16 protein-coding genes are annotated in these 18360 nt (G+C 72.2%); 11 read left to right on the forward strand and 5 right to left on the reverse strand.

Annotated features, from left to right (window positions below; genetic code table 11):
• Positions 1-38 precede the first annotated feature (38 nt).
• Positions 39-1433, reverse strand: a complete 1395-nt coding sequence (locus ABZX67_RS20685) for a diaminopimelate decarboxylase (protein ID WP_355362187.1) — start codon at positions 1431-1433, stop codon at positions 39-41.
• 124 nt (positions 1434-1557) lie between these two features.
• Here ABZX67_RS20685 and hutU point away from each other — a divergent pair, with 124 nt between their 5' ends.
• The 4 genes from hutU (at position 1558) to hutI (ending at position 7077) form a co-directional block, all read left to right on the forward strand.
• Positions 1558-3222 carry a urocanate hydratase gene (gene hutU, locus ABZX67_RS20690; protein WP_355362189.1) on the forward strand — a complete coding sequence of 555 codons (1665 nt, stop codon included), beginning with the start codon at positions 1558-1560 and terminating at the stop codon, positions 3220-3222.
• 11 nt (positions 3223-3233) lie between these two features.
• Complete coding sequence (locus tag ABZX67_RS20695) at positions 3234-4424, forward strand: allantoate amidohydrolase (protein ID WP_355362324.1); 1191 nt, start codon at positions 3234-3236, stop codon at positions 4422-4424.
• Positions 4415-5755, forward strand: a complete 1341-nt coding sequence (locus ABZX67_RS20700; protein WP_355362191.1) for a formimidoylglutamate deiminase — start codon at positions 4415-4417, stop codon at positions 5753-5755. The genes ABZX67_RS20695 and ABZX67_RS20700 overlap by 10 nt, the downstream gene beginning before the upstream one ends.
• Positions 5756-5829: 74 nt before the next feature.
• Entirely contained in the window at positions 5830-7077 is a 1248-nt protein-coding gene (hutI, locus tag ABZX67_RS20705; protein ID WP_355362193.1) for an imidazolonepropionase, read from the forward strand.
• A gap of 329 nt (positions 7078-7406) precedes the next feature.
• Here hutI and ABZX67_RS20710 read toward each other — a convergent pair whose 3' ends face one another.
• Together ABZX67_RS20710 and ABZX67_RS20715 are read right to left on the reverse strand one after the other, a co-directional pair.
• Entirely contained in the window at positions 7407-7940 is a 534-nt protein-coding gene (locus ABZX67_RS20710) for a hypothetical protein (RefSeq protein ID WP_355362195.1), read from the reverse strand.
• A 320-nt stretch (positions 7941-8260) separates the two neighbouring features.
• Entirely contained in the window at positions 8261-9184 is a 924-nt protein-coding gene (locus tag ABZX67_RS20715) for an RNA polymerase sigma factor SigF (protein ID WP_355362197.1), read from the reverse strand.
• Positions 9185-9415: 231 nt separating this feature from the next.
• Between ABZX67_RS20715 and ABZX67_RS20720 the strand changes: the two genes are divergently transcribed.
• Positions 9416-9784, forward strand: coding sequence for an STAS domain-containing protein (locus tag ABZX67_RS20720; RefSeq protein WP_355362199.1), 369 nt, complete (start codon positions 9416-9418; stop codon positions 9782-9784).
• A 573-nt stretch (positions 9785-10357) separates the two neighbouring features.
• Complete coding sequence (locus ABZX67_RS20725) at positions 10358-10750, forward strand: ATP-binding protein (RefSeq protein WP_355362326.1); 393 nt, start codon at positions 10358-10360, stop codon at positions 10748-10750.
• A gap of 87 nt (positions 10751-10837) precedes the next feature.
• Here ABZX67_RS20725 and ABZX67_RS20730 read toward each other — a convergent pair whose 3' ends face one another.
• Positions 10838-12343 carry an oligopeptide:H+ symporter gene (locus tag ABZX67_RS20730; RefSeq protein WP_355362201.1) on the reverse strand — a complete coding sequence of 502 codons (1506 nt, stop codon included), beginning with the start codon at positions 12341-12343 and terminating at the stop codon, positions 10838-10840.
• Between the two features lie 499 nt (positions 12344-12842).
• Here ABZX67_RS20730 and ABZX67_RS20735 point away from each other — a divergent pair, with 499 nt between their 5' ends.
• Both ABZX67_RS20735 and ABZX67_RS20740 read left to right on the forward strand, forming a co-directional pair.
• Complete coding sequence (locus ABZX67_RS20735) at positions 12843-13520, forward strand: response regulator transcription factor (RefSeq protein WP_355362203.1); 678 nt, start codon at positions 12843-12845, stop codon at positions 13518-13520.
• Positions 13521-13534: 14 nt separating this feature from the next.
• Positions 13535-14800, forward strand: coding sequence for an ATP-binding protein (locus ABZX67_RS20740; protein WP_355362205.1), 1266 nt, complete (start codon positions 13535-13537; stop codon positions 14798-14800).
• A 3-nt stretch (positions 14801-14803) separates the two neighbouring features.
• On the opposite strand, the gene ABZX67_RS20745 is transcribed toward ABZX67_RS20740, so the two are convergent.
• On the reverse strand, positions 14804-15331 hold the full coding sequence (locus tag ABZX67_RS20745; RefSeq protein ID WP_355362207.1) for a GtrA family protein: 528 nt from the start codon (positions 15329-15331) through the stop codon (positions 14804-14806).
• A 138-nt stretch (positions 15332-15469) separates the two neighbouring features.
• Between ABZX67_RS20745 and ABZX67_RS20750 the strand changes: the two genes are divergently transcribed.
• From ABZX67_RS20750 to ABZX67_RS20760, 3 genes are read left to right on the forward strand one after another with little or no spacing between them, the layout of a single operon-like run.
• On the forward strand, positions 15470-16621 hold the full coding sequence (locus ABZX67_RS20750) for a 5-(carboxyamino)imidazole ribonucleotide synthase (protein ID WP_355362209.1): 1152 nt from the start codon (positions 15470-15472) through the stop codon (positions 16619-16621).
• 37 nt (positions 16622-16658) lie between these two features.
• Positions 16659-17132: a 5-(carboxyamino)imidazole ribonucleotide mutase gene (gene purE, locus ABZX67_RS20755; protein ID WP_355362328.1), complete on the forward strand. Its 474-nt coding sequence runs from the start codon at positions 16659-16661 to the stop codon at positions 17130-17132.
• On the forward strand, positions 17129-18334 hold the full coding sequence (locus ABZX67_RS20760; RefSeq protein WP_355362211.1) for a dipeptidase: 1206 nt from the start codon (positions 17129-17131) through the stop codon (positions 18332-18334). The genes purE and ABZX67_RS20760 overlap by 4 nt, the downstream gene beginning before the upstream one ends.
• Positions 18335-18360: the final 26 nt, after the last annotated feature.

Raw genomic sequence — 18360 nt, forward strand, 5'->3', positions numbered from 1 at the left:
GGGGACATCTGCCCGGCCGGGGCGGCGTCAGTCGGCCGTCAGTCCGTCACGAGTGCGTCCGGGTGCGTCAGTGCGTCCGGGTGCCCGCCGCCCGCCTCCGCGACGATCTCGGCCACCGTCTGCGGCGGCCGCACGGTCGCGAAGCGGACCGTCCCGTCACCGTCGGCGGCGTAGCCGTACACGCCGGGGCGGGGGAGGGAGTTGTACGCGTAGTGGTGCGCGAAGTAGTACGCCCCGGTGTCCAGGGCCGCGACGACATCGCCCGGCCGCAGCAGGGGCAGCGGGCGCGCGACGGCGAGGAGGTCGCCCGCGAAGCAGGCGGGGCCCGCCACGTCCTGGTCGACGGCCGGGCCCGTCCTCGGCAGCCCCTCCGCGTCGTACGCGGCGATCCGCAGCGGCCAGGAGGTGGGGTCGTAGACGGTACGGGTGGCGACCTGGACGCCCGCGTGGGTGACGGCGATGGGCCGGGAGCCGGACGTCTTGGCGTACTCGACGCGGGCGAGGACCGTGCCGTGCTTGGCCGGCAGGGACCGGCCGAACTCGGTCACCAGGCCGTAGCGCCCGTCGAACAGCCCCGGCACCTCGGCGGCGAGGAGGCGGGCGTACTCCGCGTACGTCGGGGTCTCCTCGTCGGAGGCGAAGTTCACCGGGAGGCCGCCGCCGATGTCGAGGGTGTCGACCTGGCGGCGCCCGGCGGCGGCGTTGATCTCCTCGGCGAGTTCGTACGCCGCGCGGACGCCGGTGACGAGGAGGGACAGCGGCAGGCCCTGGGAGCCGGAGTGGGTGTGCAGCCGGGTGAGCCACGGGCGGTCGAGGTACGCCTGGACGACGCGGGCGCGGGCGCCCTCGTCGCGCAGCGCCACGCCGAACTTGGAGGTGGGGGTGGCGGTGGACAGGGCGTCGATGGTGCCGCCGCCGATCTGCGGGTTCACGCGCAGGCCGAGGGGCGAGGCGCTGGGCGCCTCGTCGAGCAGGGCGTCGATACGGGCCAGCTCCTGCGTGTTGTCGGCGTTGACGGCGATCCCGAGCGCGAGGGCCTCGCGGAGTTCGGCGGGCGTCTTGGCGGGCGAGTCGAGGACGATCCGGGCCGGGTCGACCCCGGCGGCGCGGGCCAGGGCCAGCTCGCCGGGGCTCGCGACCTCGGCGCCGAGCCCCGCCTCGTACAGCAGGCGCAGGACGGGGACGAGGGGGCAGGCCTTGACGGCGAAGGCGTGCAGGACGGGCGCGTCGGTGACGTCCGCGAAGGCGGCGCGCAGGGCGGCGGCGGAGGCGCGGACGCCGGCGAGGTCGAGGAGGGCGGCGACGGGCTCGTCCTCGGTGAGGAGGGCTTGGTCGACGGCGGCCCGTACGGCCTGATCGCGCGCTGCCGCTCGGGCTTCGCGGAGTGCTCGTACGGCCTCGGGCGGCGCCTGGTCGCGACGGTCTGAAGCCATGTCCTCCAGCCAATCACCCGGTGTGCGCGACCGCAGCCGTTGACTACTTCTATTCAGCAAGTCAGTATGTGAATAACTGATTCTGCAACACGTCTTCGTGCAGTCGTTTCGAGGAGGCATCCCCATGTCAGGACCCCGCCCCGTACGGGCCCCGCGCGGTACGGAACTGAGCGCCCTGGGATGGCAGCAGGAAGCCGCCCTGCGGATGCTGCAGAACAACCTCGACCCCGAGGTCGCCGAGCACCCCGACAAGCTCGTCGTCTACGGCGGCACCGGCAAGGCCGCGCGCGACTGGCGCTCCTTCGACGCCATGGTCCGTACGCTGCGGACACTGAAGCAGGACGAGACGATGCTCGTTCAGTCCGGCCGCCCGGTCGGCGTCATGCAGACCCACGAGTGGGCGCCGCGCGTCCTCATCGCCAACTCCAACCTGGTGGGCGACTGGGCCAACTGGGAGGAGTTCCGGCGCCTGGAGCAGCTCGGCCTGACCATGTACGGGCAGATGACCGCCGGCTCGTGGATCTACATCGGCACCCAGGGCATCCTCCAGGGCACGTACGAGACGTTCGCCGCCGTCGCCGCGAAGAAGTTCGGCGGCACGCTGGCCGGAACCATCACCCTGACGGCCGGTCTCGGTGGCATGGGCGGCGCCCAGCCGCTCGCCGTGACGATGAACGACGGCGTGGCCATCTGCATCGACTGCGACCCGCGCGCCATCGAGCGCCGCATCGAGCACCGGTACCTCGATGTGAAGGCCGACTCCCTCGACCACGCGCTGTCCCTCGCCACCGAGGCCCGCGACGCCCGCAAGCCGCTCTCCATCGGCGTCCTCGGCAACGCCGCCGAGCTCGTCCCGCAGCTCCTCGCGATGGGCGCGCCCATCGACATCGTCACCGACCAGACCTCGGCCCACGACCCGCTCGCGTACCTGCCGGTCGGCGTCGCCTTCGAGGACATGGCGGCGTACGCCGCCGAGAAGCCCGCCGACTTCACCCAGCGGGCCCGCGAGTCGATGGCCCGTCACGTGGAGGCCATGGTCGGCTTCATGGACGCGGGCGCCGAGGTCTTCGACTACGGCAACTCCATCCGCGGCGAGGCGCAGCTCGCCGGCTACGACCGGGCCTTCGCCTTCCCCGGCTTCGTCCCCGCCTACATCCGGCCCCTCTTCTGCGAGGGCAAGGGCCCCTTCCGCTGGGCGGCCCTGTCCGGCGACCCCAAGGACATCGCCGCCACCGACCGCGCGATCCTCGACCTCTTCCCCGAGAACGAGTCCCTCGCCCGGTGGATCAAGATGGCCGGCGAGCGCGTCCACTTCCAGGGCCTGCCCGCCCGCATCTGCTGGCTCGGCTACGGCGAGCGCGACCGCGCGGGCGAGCGCTTCAACGACATGGTCGCGAACGGCGAGCTCTCCGCGCCGGTCGTCATCGGCCGCGACCACCTCGACTGCGGCTCCGTCGCCTCCCCGTACCGCGAGACCGAGGCCATGCTCGACGGCTCCGACGCCATCGCCGACTGGCCGCTCCTCAACGCCATGGTGAACGTCGCCTCCGGCGCCTCCTGGGTCTCGCTCCACCACGGCGGCGGCGTCGGCATGGGCCGCTCGATCCACGCGGGCCAGGTCACGGTCGCCGACGGCACGCCGCTGGCGGGCGAGAAGATCCGCCGCGTGCTGACCAACGACCCGGGCATGGGCGTCATCCGGCACGTGGACGCCGGTTACGACATCGCGGAGAAGGTCGCCGACGAGAAGGGCGTGCGCGTCCCGATGCGCGAGGGTGACCAGGCGTGACCTTCCACGAGATGTGGGCCGAGCTCGCGCCCGTCGGCCGGAACCGGGACAGCGGCGGCTACCGCCGCTACGCCTGGACCGAGGCCGACCGCGACTGCCGCGCCTGGTTCCGGGCTCAGGCGGAGGCGCGCGGCCTGACGTACGAGACCGACCGCAACGGCAACCAGTGGGCCTGGCTCGGCGACCCCCTCGGCGAGGGCGCGATCGTCACCGGCTCGCACCTGGACTCGGTCCCGGACGGCGGCGCCTTCGACGGCCCGCTGGGTGTGGTGTCCTCCTTCGCGGCCCTGGACGAACTCCGCCACAGGGGTGTGGAGTTCCGCCGGCCGGTCGCCGTCACCAACTTCGGTGACGAGGAGGGGGCCCGCTTCGGCCTCGCCTGCGTCGGCTCCCGGCTGACAGCCGGGCAGCTGACCAAGGAGGCGGCGTACGCGCTGCGCGACGGCGACGGCGTCGCGCTGCCGCAGGCCATGGAGGCGGCCGGGTACGACCCGGAGGCCATCGGCCCGGACCCGGAGCGGCTCGCGCGCATCGGCGCCTTCGTCGAGCTCCACGTCGAGCAGGGCCGGGCCCTGGACCTGTCGGGCGACCCGGTCGGCATCGCCTCCGCCATCTGGCCGCACGGCCGCTGGCGGTACGACTTCCACGGCGAGGCCAACCACGCCGGCACCACCCGGCTGGTGGACCGGCGCGACCCGATGCTGACGTACGCCGAGACGGTGCTCGCCGCCCGCCGCGAGGCGGAGCTGGCGGGCGCGGTGGCCACCTTCGGCAAGATCGCGGTCGAGCCGAACGGCGTCAACGCCATCCCGTCGCTGGTGCGTGGCTGGCTCGACTCGCGCGCGGCCGACCAGGAGACGCTGGACACCGTCGTGACCGGCATCGAGCGGGCCGCGCGCGAGTACGCCGACCGGCACGGGATCGACCTCACGGTCGTGCGGGAGTCCTTCACGCCGGTCGTCGAGTTCGAGCACGCGCTGCGCGACGAGCTCGCCAAGATCCTCGGCGGCGGCATCCCGGTCCTCGGCACCGGCGCCGGACACGACGCGGGCATCCTGTCGGCCTCCATCCCGACGGCCATGCTGTTCGTGCGGAACCCGACGGGCGTCTCCCACTCCCCGGCCGAGTCCGCGACCGAGGACGACTGCGTGGCGGGCGTCCGCGCCCTCGCCGACGTACTGGAGGGACTGGCATGCGCGTGACCACGTACTGGCTGGAGCACGCCTGGCTGGACCCGGCGGTCGAGTCGGGCGTGGTCCTGGAGGTGGCGGCGGACGGCCGGATCGCCGCCGTCCGCACCGGCGTCGCCACCCCGCCGCCGGGCGCGACCGTCCTGCGGGGCCTGACCCTCCCGGGCCTGGCGAACGCGCACAGCCACGCCTTCCACCGGGCCCTGCGCGGCTCCGTGCAGGTCGGCAGCGGGACTTTCTGGACCTGGCGCGAGGTCATGTACGGGGTCGCCCAGCGGCTCACCCCGGACTCCTACCACGCGCTCGCGCGGGCGACGTACGCCGAGATGGCCCTCGCCGGCATCACCGCCGTCGGTGAGTTCCACTACCTGCACCACGCGCCCGGAGGCGCCCCCTACGCCGACCCCAACGCCATGGGCGAGGCGCTCGTCGCGGCGGCCGCCGAGGCGGGCATCCGGATCACGCTGCTCGACACGGCCTACCTGTCGAGCGGCTTCGGCGAGCCGCCCAACGAGCACCAGCTGCGCTTCTCCGACGGCACGGCGGACGCGTGGGCGGAGCGCGCCGCGCTCCTCAAGGAGCGGGAGCACGCCCGCGTGGGCGCCGCCATCCACTCCGTACGCGCGGTCCCCGCCGACCAGCTCGCCACGGTCGCCCAGTGGGCCGCCGAGCGCCGGGCGCCCCTGCACGTCCACCTCTCCGAGCAGACGGCGGAGAACGAGGCGTGCCTGGCGGCCCACGGCCGGACCCCCACCCGCCTGCTCGCCGACCACGGCGTGCTCGGCGCGCACACCACCGGCGTCCACAACACCCACCTCACCGACGAGGACATCGCCCTGCTCGGCGCCTCGGCCACCGGCACCTGCATGTGCCCGACGACCGAGCGCGACCTGGCCGACGGCATCGGCCCGGCCGCCGCCCTCCAGCGGGCCGGCTCGCCCCTGTCGCTGGGCAGCGACAGCCACGCGGTGATCGACCTGCTGGAGGAGGCGCGCGCGATGGAGCTCGACGAGCGCCTGCGCACCCGCACCCGTGGCCACTGGACGGCCGCCGCGCTGCTGCGCGCCGCCACCGCCGACGGCCACGCTTCCCTCGGCTGGTCCGACGCGGGCCGCCTGGAGGCGGGCGCGCTCGCCGACTTCACGACGATCGCGCTCGACTCGGTCAGGACAGCGGGGCCGCCACCGCGTCTGGCAGCTGAGACGGCGGTATTCGCCGCGTCGGCAGCGGATGTGCGCCATACGGTCGTGGGAGGCCGCCATGTCGTGCGGGACGGGGCCCACGCCCTGGTCCCGGACGTCCCCCGGGCACTGGCGGACGCGATCGCCGCCCTGCGCGACTGACGCGACCGACCCCGCCGGTCCCGGCACCGGCAGCACGACCGACGCCCGCACGACCGAAGGAGGCATCCCTCACCATGAGCAGCGGTCCGGAGACCACGAACACCCCCGCGGCGACGCCCGCCCCCGCCACGACGAACAGCGCCGTCGCGGCGACGGCGACCGTCATCACCAACATCGCCAGCCTGGTCACCAACGACCCCTCCCTCGGTGACGGATCCCCCCTCGGCCTGATCCGGGACGCGGCCGTCGTCATCGACGGCGACCGCGTCTCCTGGATCGGTGAATCCAGCAAAGCACCCGCCACTGACAATCGGGTCGACGCGGGCGGCCGGGCCGTCGTCCCCGGCTTCGTCGACTCCCACTCCCACCTCGTCTTCGCGGGCGACCGCACCGCCGAGTTCAACGCCCGCATGTCCGGGCAGCCGTACGCGGCCGGCGGCATCCGCACCACCGTCGCCGCCACCCGCGCCGCCACCGACGAGGCCCTCGAAGCGAACCTCACCCGCTATCTGCGCGAGGCCCTGCGCCAGGGCACGACGACCTTCGAGACCAAGTCCGGCTACGGCCTCACCGTCGAGGACGAGGCCCGCGCCCTGCGCATCGCCGCCCGCCACACCGACGAGGTCACCTACCTCGGCGCGCACATCGTCTCCCCCGACTACGCCGACGACCCGGCCGGCTACGTCGACCTCGTCACCGGCCCGATGCTGGAGGCGTGCGCCCCGCACGCCCGCTGGATCGACGTCTTCTGCGAGAAGGGCGCCTTCGACGGGGACCAGGCACGGGCCATCCTCACCGCCGGCAAGGCGCGCGGCCTGCACCCCCGCGTCCACGCCAACCAGCTGTCGTACGGCCCCGGCGTCCAGCTCGCCGTCGAGCTCGGCGCCGCCTCCGCCGACCACTGCACCCACCTCACGCAGGCCGATGTGGACGCGCTCGCCGGCGGCGACACGGTCGCGACCCTGCTCCCCGGCGCCGAGTTCTCCACCCGCGCCGAGTGGCCGGACGCGCGCCGCCTGCTCGACGCGGGCGTGACCGTCGCCCTGTCCACGGACTGCAACCCCGGCTCCTCGTTCACCTCCTCGATGCCGTTCTGCGTCGCCCTCGCCGTGCGGGACATGGGCATGACCCCCGACGAGGCGCTCTGGTCCGCCACGGCCGGCGGCGCCGCCGCCCTGCGCCGCGACGACATCGGCCGCCTCACCCCCGGCGCCCGCGCGGACCTGGTCCTCCTCGACGCCCCCTCCCACGTCCACCTGGCCTATCGCCCGGGCGTCCCGCTGACCACGGCGGTCTGGCGCGGCGGCCGGCGGGCGTTCTAGGGGTGGGGGCGGCGGCAAAACCTGGTACCGCAGGAGACGCCCGTCTCCTGTACGGGCAAGGGCGGCGCGGAAGGAGCGCTGGCGGGTCTGGGAGCGGAAGCGCCGGAATGCGGCCCTGACGCCGTCGTAGACCAGCCTGAACGCGTCGATGGCCCGCTCGGCGGCCGACCCGTTCCGCCTTGACTCCCTCGTTCCCGACGCGGTTCGCCGGCGGTGTCACCGCGCTGATGTCGGCCGGACCCGTGCCCGCTCCCGCTCGCAGCGGTGCGGACCATGAGGGCCCCGGTGGTCCGGCGCCGGACCACCGGACGGCCGGGCGCCGACGCTGGTTACTGCTCGACGCGGAAGTAGGCGAACTCGCGGAAGTTGGGCAGCACCGTGTTGAACAGCTGGAGCCAGCCCTTGCCGCCGGAGGGGTAGGTGGCGTAGTTCTTGTGCTTGTCCGCGATCAGGAATCCACCGGACGACGGGACCACCTGGAAGACGGTGGCGTTCTCGCGCGTGTCCAGCCTGACGCCGTTGCCGACGCCCCTCCAGTAGGTGTATCCGCCCCAGTGACCGCTGGTGCTCTCGATGGTGTAACCGTCCCCCTGCTGGCGGAAGACGACCTTGGTCCCCTTGCTGCCGCTGTCGTTGGTCAGCAGTGCGTAGTCCCAGTTGGCGTACACCTCGATCGTGACGCCGCGGTTGCTGGCGTTCTCGATGAGGTGAACAGGGGTGTCCACCGGGACCGCGGCGGCCGCCCTCGCCGCCGCGACAGCCGGGGTGTTCGCCGGGTCGGCCTGAGCCCCGGGGACGGCGAGCGAGACGACACCGACAGAGGCGAGAACAGCGGCGACCACAGTACGGCGAAACGCGAACATATCTTCTCCTTCGATCACACCGACACTCGACCGAACGGGCCACGCCGCTTTCCGCGCACCCCCGTCGATCACCATCCGTGTTCCGAGGAAGCGCCCCCCATGCGACCGGTTCGGGCCCATCACCCGAATCAGCGACGCCGCGCCCGTCAGGCGATCGTCACGCGTCACTTCATGACGAAATGCGTAAGCCGCGTACCGCATGTGATCCCCTCGCCCCAGGGGACGATCCCGTCAAGACGCCGCAAGGGCCCATTCCTTGACGGAAGGGGCCCTTGCGGCAGGCGGTCACACCGGGGTGCGCCGGAGGTGGAACGGGGGAGTCACTCCTCCACGGTCAGCCCCTTGCGGAGCTTGCCCAGGGTGCGGGAGAGCAGCCGCGAGACGTGCATCTGCGAGATGTTGAGCTCCTCGCCGATCTCCGACTGCGTCATACCGGCGACGAAGCGCAGGGAGAGGATCTTGCGGTCGCGGGCGGGCAGCGAGGCGATCAGGGGCTTGAGGGACTCGATGTACTCGATGCCCTCCAGGCCGTTGTCCTCGTAGCCGATGCGGTCCGCGAGCGCGCCCTCCGTGTCGTCCTCCTCGGGCTGGGCGTCGAGCGAGCTCGCGGTGTACGCGTTGCTCGCCGCCATGCCCTCGACGACCTCCTCCTTGGTGATGCCGAGTTTCTCGGCGAGCTCACCGACGGTCGGCGAGCGGTCCAGCTGCTGGGCGAGCTCGTCACCGGCCTTGGCCAGGTCGAGGCGGAGCTCCTGCAGCCGGCGCGGGACGCGCACGGACCACGAGGTGTCGCGGAAGAAGCGCTTGATCTCTCCGACGATGGTTGGCATCGCGAAGGTGGGGAACTCGACCCCTCGGGCGAGCTCGAACCGGTCGATGGCCTTGATCAGGCCGATGGTGCCGACCTGGATGATGTCCTCCATCGGCTCGCTGCGGGAGCGGAACCGGGAGGCGGCGAACTTGACGAGGGCGAGGTTGAGCTCGACGAGGGTGTTGCGGACGTACGCGTACTCGTGCGTGCCCTCTTCGAGCGTCTCGAGGCGGGCGAAGAGCGTCTTCGACAGAGCCCGCGCGTCGAGCGCTGCGACCTCGTCGTACGGCGGGATCTCGGGCAGGTCGCTCAGACCGCTCGGACCGCTCGGACCGCTCGGGTGGTCGGGGGTGTGGATGAGTTCGGGCGGAGTTGCCGACGCCGCGTCGGGGGTACGCGTCTCGTCGAGCCGGGGTGACATGGTCTCCTCCATCGTTCTCGGCATAAGGCCGCCGATGCCGAATTGCGTCGCTGCGGTGTGCGGCGCCTCCAAAGCCGGCTGGGTGGGTCGATGAGTGTCCCTACTAGGCCTACCCGCTCTTCCTAGGTCGTTGCAAGTGTCAATTGTCCCATATGTCTGACTAACGGGGGAGTCCGACTACCGGCCGATCGAAGGAGGGCGTAGGGTTCTACCGACTCAACGGCATCGGCGAAGAGGGGCGGCATGGACCGCGGGACGGTCGGCAGCGCGAATCAAGGCCGGCTCAGCGTCGGGGTCCAGACGGTGGGCCGCAGTGAGATCGTCACACCGGTGGGTGAGTTGGATCACCACACCGCGGATCTGCTGCGCGAACCGCTGGAAGCCGCGCTGGCACAAGGGCGTTCACGGTTGGTGGTCGACTGCTCGCAGCTTGCTTTCTGCGACTCCACCGGCCTCAACGTCCTGCTGGGGGCCCGGCTCAAGGCCGAGGCGGCAGGGGGTGGAGTCCATCTGGCCGGAATGCAGCCCGTGGTGGCACGCGTCTTCGAGATCACCGGCGCGGAAGCGGTCTTCACCGTGCACGACTCCCTGGAAGCGGCGCTCGCCGACTGATCCGGCGCACCCTTCCCGAGCCGCCGCGCCCCCAGTGCCGCCGAGCACTGCCGCGACGGCCGACGGCGGCTGGTCGGGTTGCTCACGCGCATCGGATGACGAACCGGGTGTCGTACCCGCAACTCCGGGCAGAAGAACCTGCGCGAGGGCGTGACGGGTGGGACTCCGCGACTCTCCGTATCGAAACTTATTGGCAATGGCGAACTGGTGAATCGGTGAGGTGAAGCGCTGATGGGCAGCACCCAGCAGCATCCGCCGAGCGGCCTCGGCGGCGAGCCGGGCGGCGCGGGCGTCGGCGCGGGTGCCGAACCTGTCGCCGGCCCCGTCAAGGGTGTCGACGCCACGGCGCAGCGGGCCGCGGCAGCCGGCGGGACCGCGGTCCGCGCCTCCTCCTCCACCGGGCCGGGCACGCCGCCCGGCACACCGCCGGGCACCCCGCCCGGCTCCGGTGCCAGGGCACGCGCCGCGTCGGGTACGCCGTCGGGTGCGCAGTCCGGCCCGTCGTCCGGCGCCCCGGCCTCGCCGGACGCCGCGTCGCCGCGTCCCGCCTCCGAGGGCGGTCGGTTCCGGAGGCTGTCCCTGGGCAGTGCCAGCGGGATCGTTCCGCTCGCGCGCGACTTCACCCGGCAGGCGCTCTACGACTGGGGCTGGCTGCCCGCCGCCACCGCCGACCGGCGCGCCGCCGCCGAGGACGTCCTGCTCGTCGTCTCCGAGCTCGTCACCAACGCCTGCCTGCACGCCGAGGGCCCCGAGGAGCTGCGCGTCTCGCTCGACGCCAAGGTGCTGCGCCTGGAGGTCGACGACCGCGGCGCCGGCCAGCCCGCGCCCCGCACCCCGCACCGCGCCGGGCGGCCCGGCGGGCACGGCATGTTCATCGTGCAGCGCCTGTGCCTCGACTGGGGGGTCGTACGGGCCGACGGCGCCCCGGGCAAGACGGTCTGGGCGGAACTCGCGGCCCCGGCGTAACCGCTCTCGTACGAAGGAACGGCGAAGGGCCGCCGTACCGGATGCATCCAGTACGGCGGCCCTTTTCGTGCCCTGCGGGGGCAGGGGTCAGTGCACGCCGCCCATGAGGGGCTGCACCTTCCGCCGGTACATGAAGATCGCGACACCGGCGAGCACCGCGAGCGCGCCCTGGCTGGCGAACCACCACGTGGTGTCGGTCGGCGCGCCCATCAGCTGGAGCAGCGCGATGACCGAGTCGCCGGCGGTGACGGCCAGGAACCAGACGCCCATCATCTGCGAGGCGTACTTCTGCGGCGCCAGCTTGGTCGTCAGCGACAGGCCGACCGGCGAGAGGGTGAGCTCACCGACGGTCTGGATCAGGTAGACCGAGCACAGCCAGAGCGGGGTGACCATCACGCCACCCGCGGAGGCGGCCTGCGCCAGCATCATCACGAAGAACGAGGCGCCGATCAGCACCAGGCCCTGCGTGAACTTCACCAGCGTGCTGGGCTCCTTGGAGCGGCGGGCGAGCGCCACCCACAGCCAGGCGAAGACCGGGGCCAGCGCCATCACGTACAGCGGGTTCAGCGACTGGAACCAGCTGGCGGGGAACTCGAAGCCGAAGAGGGAGCCCGCGGTGTTGTGCTCCGCGAACAGGCTCAGGGTCGAGCCGGTCTGGTCGTAGATGCCCCAGAAGACGGCGGCGGCGACGAAGAACCAGACGTACGCCGACATCCGGGACCGCTCGACCTGGTCCAGGTCGGTGTCGCGCTTGATGCGCACCAGGTACCAGGCGGGCAGCACCAGGCCGAGGATGGTCAGCGGCCACAGCACCCAGTCGATGGTCAGCTTGCCGGCCAGGCCGGCGATGCCGTACGCGACGGCCGCGACGGCCAGCCAGATCAGCGCCTTCTTGATGATGCCGGCGCGCTCGGTGTCCGACAGCGGCGCGGGCACCTGGTTCGACTCCGGAGCCAGGTTGCGGAAGCCCAGGAAGTAGAAGGCGAGGCCGAGGGCCATGCCGATGCCGGCCATGGCGAAGCCGTAGTGCCAGTTGATCTTCTGGCCCACGTAGCCGATGGTCAGCGGGGCGACGAAGGCACCGAGGTTGATGCCCATGTAGAAGATCGTGAAGCCGCCGTCCCGGCGCGGGTCGTTCTTGTCCCGGTACAGGTGGCCGACCATCGTCGAGATGTTGGCCTTGAGCAGACCGGAGCCGGCGGCGATGAACGCCAGGCCGATGAAGAAGGAGATCTCCGTCGGCAGGGCCAGCAGGAAGTGGCCGGTCATGATGACCGTGCCGGAGATCGCCACGGTCTTCCGGGCACCCCACACCCGGTCGCCGAACCAGCCGCCCGGCAGCGCGAGGAGGTACACCATCGCGTTGTAGACGGAGTAGATGGCGACGGCGGTCGCCGTGTCGAAGCCGAGACCGCCCTTGGCCACGGAGGCCGACAGGTACAGCACGAGCAGGGCCCGCATGCCGTAGAAGCTGTAGCGCTCCCACATCTCGGTCATGAAGAGATTGGCCAGACCGCGGGGGTGGCCGAGGAACGTCTTCTCAAGGCCGGCGGCAGTGCTGCCGGCCGGGTCCCTCGTCAGGCTGGACGCCATGGTCGATCCTTGCTTGCTCGGGACGCGCCATCCGCTTCGTGAGCGTGACGCGCCCGGTGGGGGGCGCGGCCGGCACCGGCGCGCGTTCCGCCCCCGTCCCCCCGACGCCCGGACAGGGGTTCGCCCCCGTGTCGCACACGGAGGCGAGGGATCGGACGCACCGGGATCCACGCCCCGACAGGCGCGTCGTCGCGCATCGGGGCCCGGCCCACAGGTCGTTCACTGCCTCAAGGCTGGCAGGGCCGGCCCCGGGCAGAAAAGAGACCCTTGGCGCTCTTGGCGGGCCAAAGGTCCCGGAGTACTGCATCAGGCGTCTCGCCACCATACGACACGACAGTGGCGGATATGGAAGGACTTGAGATATGGATCACAGGGATACATGGAACCATCTGCCCATAATCGAAGGTGATGAACAGGATGCCGCCCCATAGTCCCAGGGAAAGTTGATCAAGCGTCGATCCCGCTCCGGCGCGTACCCCGCGCGGACTACCATCAGCCCATGACCCGTGTACTGCTCGCCGAGGACGACGCATCCATCTCGGAACCGCTGGCCCGCGCCCTGCGGCGGGAGGGGTACGAGGTCGAGGTGCGCGAGGACGGACCGACCGCGCTCGAGACGGGACTCAAGGGCGGGGTCGACCTCGTCGTACTGGACCTGGGCCTGCCCGGCATGGACGGGCTCGAAGTGGCCCGGCGCCTGCGGGCGGACGGCCACACGGTGCCGATCCTGGTGCTGACCGCCCGCGCCGACGAGGTCGACACCGTTGTCGGGCTCGACGCGGGCGCGGACGACTACGTCACCAAGCCGTTCCGGCTCGCCGAGCTCCTCGCCCGGGTCCGGGCCCTGCTGCGGCGCGGCTCCGCCGAGCCGGCCCCGGCGCCCGCCACCCACGGCGTACGCATCGACGTCGAGTCGCACCGCGCCTGGATGGGCGACGAGGAGCTCCAGCTCACGGCGAAGGAGTTCGACCTGCTGCGGGTCCTGGTCCGGGACGCCGGCCGGGTCGTCACGCGCGACCAGCTGATGCGCGAGGTGTGGGACACCACCTGGTGGTCCTCGACCAAGACCCTCGACATGCACATCTCCTGGCTGCGCAAGAAGCTCGGCGACGACGCCGCGAACCCGCGCTACATCGCCACCGTCCGCGGCGTCGGCTTCCGCTTCGAAAAGAGCTAGGACCGGGTAGGACCGTGCGCCGCCGACTGATCAACTCCACGCTCGCGGTGGTGCTCGTCGTCATCGCCGTCTTCGGGGTCTCCCTCGTCATCGTCGAGACCCGCACCATCAGCAGCAGTGCCCAGGAGAGCGTGGACTCCGAGGCGGTGAGCCTGATCTCCATCGTGGAGAGCCGGCTGATCGGCGGGGAGCCCGTCAACCCCGACATCCTCGCCGAGCAGAGCGGCGCCAAGCGGTACGCCGTGATCCGCATCCCCGGGCGCCCGCCCATCGAGATCGGCGAGCGTCCCGACGGCAGCGTCATCCGCGGCACCGCCGAGGGCGAGCGCGGCGAGACCGTCACCGTCGAGGAGCCGCGCTCCACCGTCACCGCCGAGGTCGGCCGCACGCTGCTGATCATCGGCGCCGTGGCGCTGCTCGCCGTGATCGCCGCCGTCCTCCTCGCCGTACGCCAGGCCAACAGGCTCGCCTCGCCGCTCACCGACCTCGCCGAGACCGCCGAGCGGCTCGGCTCCGGTGATCCCCGGCCCCGCCACAAGCGGTACGGCGTGCCCGAGCTGGACCGGGTCGCGGACGTCCTGGACGCCTCCGCCGAGCGGATCGCCCGCATGCTCACCGCCGAGCGCCGGCTGGCCGCCGACGCCTCGCACCAGCTGCGCACGCCGCTGACCGCGCTCTCGATGCGGCTGGAGGAGATCTCCGTCACCGACGACCCCGAGACGGTCAAGGAGGAGGCGCACATCGCGCTCACCCAGGTCGAGCGGCTGACGGACGTGGTCCAGCGCCTCCTGACGAACTCGCGCGACCCGCGCACCGGCTCGGCGATCGCCTTCGACCTCGACGAGGTCGTCAAGCAGCAGATCGAGGAGTGGCGCCCGGCCTACCGCAGCGCCGGGCGGGCCATCGTCCGCTCCGGCAAGGTCGGCATGCGCGCGGTCGGCACCCCCGGCGCGGTCGCCCAGGTGCTCGCCGCGCTGATCGAGAACTCCCTGATGCACGGCGGCGGCACGGTCGCGCTGCGCACCCGCGTCATCGGCAACCAGGCGGTGGTGGAGGTCACCGACGAGGGCCCGGGCGTCCCGCCCGACCTCGGCGCGCGCATCTTCGAGCGGACCATCAGCGGCCGCAACTCGACCGGCATCGGCCTCGCCGTCGCCCGCGACCTGGCGGAGGCGGACGGCGGCCGGCTGGAGCTGCTCCAGCAGCAACCGCCGGTCTTCGCGCTCTTCCTGAGCCGCGAGGTGCCCAGCCGCAAGGAGCACCCGCCGACGGTGCGGTGAGCGTTACCGGCGAGGCCCCACCGGCTCGGCGGCGGGCTCGTCGTGGTGCCGCCGCTGCTCCAGGAACGATTCGGCAGCGGGCGGCGCGGCCTCGGCACCCGGCAGCGTACGGAACACCCAGGTGCGGTACGACCAGAAGCGGAAGAGCGTCGCGACGCCGATGCCGAAAAACTTGAAGAAGTTGCTCTGCAGCGGGCTGTCCCAGCCGAAGCCGTACGTCGCGGCGAACAGCACGCCGTTCTCGATGACCATCCCCACCACGCTGAAGGCGAGGAAGAGCGAGAGCTCGCGCGTACGGCCGCTCTTGTCACGGTCCCGGTACGTGAAGTAGCGGAAGCCCACGTAGTTGAAGGCGATGGCGATGACGGTCGCGATCAGGCTGGCCCGTACCACCGGGATCTCGGTGGTGTGGCGCACCAGGTTGAAGACCGCCATGTTGACCAGCAGTCCGAGGCCGCCGACCACCCCGAATTTGGCGATCTCGCGGACGAGCCGGTCCAGCCGCACCCGCAGTGCGCCCCGTTCACTCATGGTGATCTCACAGCCCCGTCCGGTCGAGTGGGTCAACCAAGCCATGCTAACCAGGGCCCGCCGGCGCCGCTCGAGGAGCGGAAACGAGCCCCTTCCCCGGGGAGGGGGGTCCTTCCCGGGGCCGGATACCCTAAGAGGGTGACGTTCCCGGTAGTAGGCATGGTGGGCGGCGGTCAGCTGGCCCGGATGACACACGAGGCGGGCATCCCCCTCGGCATCAGATTCAAGCTCCTCAGTGACACTCCCCAGGACTCCGCGGCGCAGGTCGTGAGCGAGGTCGTCATCGGCGACTACCGCGACCTGGACACGCTGCGTGAGTTCGCGCGCGGCTGCGATGTGATCACCTTCGACCACGAGCACGTACCGACCGAGCACCTACGGGCCCTGGAGGCTGACGGCATCCCCGTCCGCCCGGGGCCCGACGCGTTGGTGCACGCCCAGGACAAGGGCGTGATGCGCGCGAGGCTCGGCGCGATCGGCGCTCCCTGCCCGCGCCACCGCATCGTGGCGGACCCGGCCGACGTGTCGGCGTTCGCGGCGGAGGGCGGCGGCGAGGGCGACGGCTATCCCGTGATCCTCAAGACCGTGCGCGGCGGGTACGACGGCAAGGGCGTGTGGTTCGTACGCTCCGAGGCCGACGCCCACGAGCCCTTCCAGGCCGGGGTGCCGGTCCTGGCGGAGGAGAAGGTCGACTTCGTCCGCGAGCTCGCGGCGAACATCGTCCGCTCCCCGCACGGCCAGGCCGTGGCGTACCCGGTCGTCGAGTCGCGTCAGGTCGACGGTGTCTGCGACACCGTGATCGCCCCGGCGCCCGACCTCTCGGCCGAGCTGGCCGGGCAGGCGCAGGAGCTGGCGCTGCGCATCGCCAAGGAGCTGGACGTCGTCGGCCACCTCGCCGTCGAGCTCTTCGAGACCCGCGACGGCCGCATCCTCGTGAACGAGCTGGCCATGCGGCCGCACAACTCCGGCCACTGGACCCAGGACGGCGCGGTCACCTCGCAGTTCGCCAACCACGTGCGTGCCGTGCTCGACCTGCCGCTGGGCGACCCGCGCCCGCGCGCCCCGTGGACCGTCATGTGCAATGTGCTGGGGGGCGACTTCCCGGACATGTACCAGGCGTACCTGCACTGCATGGCCCGCGACCCGCAGCTGAAGATCCATATGTACGGCAAGGACGTGAAGCCCGGCCGCAAGGTGGGGCACGTCAACACCTTCGGCGACGACCTGGACGACGTGCTGGAGCGCGCGCGCCACGCCGCCGACTATCTGCGAGGAACGATCGTTGAGTAACGCACTCGGTCAGAACGGACCCCTCGTGGGCATTGTCATGGGCTCCGACTCGGACTGGCCCGTCATGGAGGCCGCGGGCGCGGCCCTCGACGAGTTCGAGATCCCCTACGAGGTCGACGTCGTCTCCGCGCACCGGATGCCGCGCGAGATGATCGCGTACGGCGAGCGCGCGGCGGACCGCGGCCTGAAGGCGGTCATCGCGGGCGCGGGCGGCGCGGCCCACCTGCCGGGCATGCTCGCCTCCGTCACCCCGCTGCCGGTGATCGGCGTCCCGGTTCCGCTGAAGTACCTCGACGGCATGGACTCCCTGCTGTCGATCGTGCAGATGCCGGCGGGCGTGCCGGTGGCGACGGTCTCGGTGGGCGGCGCGCGCAACGCCGGTCTGCTCGCCGCGCGGATCCTCGCGACCTCCGACCCGGAGCTGCTGGCCCGCATGACCGACTTCCAGCAGGACCTGAACGACCAGGCCACGGAGAAGGGCAGGCGGCTGCGTTCGAAGGTGGGCAAGTGACGGCCTCCGGTCCGTCCGAGGCGCTCCTCGCCGAGGCGCGCGAGCTGCTGGGGGACTTCCCCGTGGTGGACGGCCACAACGACCTGCCGTGGGCGCTGCGCTCGAAGGCGTGGTACGACCTGGACCGCCTCGACATTGCGGCGGACCAGACGGGCCGGCTCCACACCGACCTCCGCCGGCTGCGGGCCGGCGGGGTCGGGGCGCAGTTCTGGTCGGTGTACGTGCGCTGCGAGCTGACGGGCGACGACGCGGTCAGCGCCACGCTGGAGCAGATCGACTGCGTCGACCAGCTCCTGGCCCGCCACCCGGCGGAGCTCGCGCCCGCGCTGACGGCCGACGACATGGAGGCGGCGCGGGCGGCCGGCCGCATCGCCTCCCTCAAGGGGGCCGAGGGCGGCCACTCCATCAACAACTCGCTCGCCACCCTGCGGGCGCTGTACGCCCTCGGCGTCCGCTACATGACGCTGACCCACAACGACAACGTCCCGTGGGCCGACTCGGCGACCGATGAGCCGGGCGTCGGCGGCCTGTCCGCCTTCGGCCGCGAGGTCGTCCGCGAGATGAACCGCCTCGGCATGCTGGTGGACCTCTCGCACGTCGCCGCCACGACGATGCGCGACGCCCTGGCCACCTCCGAGGCGCCGGTGGTCTTCTCCCACTCCTCCGCCCGGGCGGTCTGCGACCACCCGCGCAACATCCCGGACGACGTGCTGGCGCTGCTGCCGGCGAACGGCGGCGTGGCCATGGTCACGTTCGTACCGAAGTTCGTCCTCCCGGCGGCGGTGGAGTGGACCCGGCGCGCCGAGGAGAACATGCGGGAGCACGGCTTCCACCCGCTGGCCACGACCCCGGACGCGATGCGCGTCCACGAGGCGTTCGAGGCGGCGAACCCCCGGCCGATGGCGACCGCCGCGACCGTCGCGGACCACCTGGACCACATGCGCGAGGTGGCGGGCATCGCCCACATCGGCATCGGCGGCGACTTCGACGGCACAGCCTTCACGCCTTCGGACCTGTCGGACGTCTCGGGGTACCCGAACCTCATCGCGGAGCTCCTGTCCCGCAAGTGGTCGCGTACGGACATCGCGATGCTGACGTGGTCGAACCCGGTCCGCGCCCTGCGCGACGCCGAAGCGGTCTCCCGGGACCTGGTCTCCCGCCGCCCGCCGTCGAACGCCACGCTGGAGTCGCTGGACGGCTGAGGGCCGTATGCCCCCCGACGGCTGTA

The sequence above is a fragment of the Streptomyces sp. NPDC003036 genome, assembly GCF_040611175.1.
In the GTDB taxonomy this organism is placed as follows: Bacteria; Actinomycetota; Actinomycetes; order Streptomycetales; family Streptomycetaceae; genus Streptomyces.

What these genes read in the sequence shown, in the direction of transcription:
- ABZX67_RS20685 (WP_355362187.1), bottom strand. Translation starts at nt 1,433, where the DNA reads ATGGCTTCAGACCGTCGCGACCAGGCGCCGCCCGAGGCCGTACGAGCA.
- hutU (WP_355362189.1), top strand. Translation starts at nt 1,558, where the DNA reads ATGTCAGGACCCCGCCCCGTACGGGCCCCGCGCGGTACGGAACTGAGC.
- ABZX67_RS20695 (WP_355362324.1), top strand. Translation starts at nt 3,234, where the DNA reads ATGTGGGCCGAGCTCGCGCCCGTCGGCCGGAACCGGGACAGCGGCGGC.
- ABZX67_RS20700 (WP_355362191.1), top strand. Translation starts at nt 4,415, where the DNA reads ATGCGCGTGACCACGTACTGGCTGGAGCACGCCTGGCTGGACCCGGCG.
- hutI (WP_355362193.1), top strand. Translation starts at nt 5,830, where the DNA reads ATGAGCAGCGGTCCGGAGACCACGAACACCCCCGCGGCGACGCCCGCC.
- ABZX67_RS20710 (WP_355362195.1), bottom strand. Translation starts at nt 7,940, where the DNA reads ATGTTCGCGTTTCGCCGTACTGTGGTCGCCGCTGTTCTCGCCTCTGTC.
- ABZX67_RS20715 (WP_355362197.1), bottom strand. Translation starts at nt 9,184, where the DNA reads ATGGAGGAGACCATGTCACCCCGGCTCGACGAGACGCGTACCCCCGAC.
- ABZX67_RS20720 (WP_355362199.1), top strand. Translation starts at nt 9,416, where the DNA reads ATGGACCGCGGGACGGTCGGCAGCGCGAATCAAGGCCGGCTCAGCGTC.
- ABZX67_RS20730 (WP_355362201.1), bottom strand. Translation starts at nt 12,343, where the DNA reads ATGGCGTCCAGCCTGACGAGGGACCCGGCCGGCAGCACTGCCGCCGGC.
- ABZX67_RS20735 (WP_355362203.1), top strand. Translation starts at nt 12,843, where the DNA reads ATGACCCGTGTACTGCTCGCCGAGGACGACGCATCCATCTCGGAACCG.
- ABZX67_RS20745 (WP_355362207.1), bottom strand. Translation starts at nt 15,331, where the DNA reads ATGAGTGAACGGGGCGCACTGCGGGTGCGGCTGGACCGGCTCGTCCGC.
- purE (WP_355362328.1), top strand. Translation starts at nt 16,659, where the DNA reads ATGGGCTCCGACTCGGACTGGCCCGTCATGGAGGCCGCGGGCGCGGCC.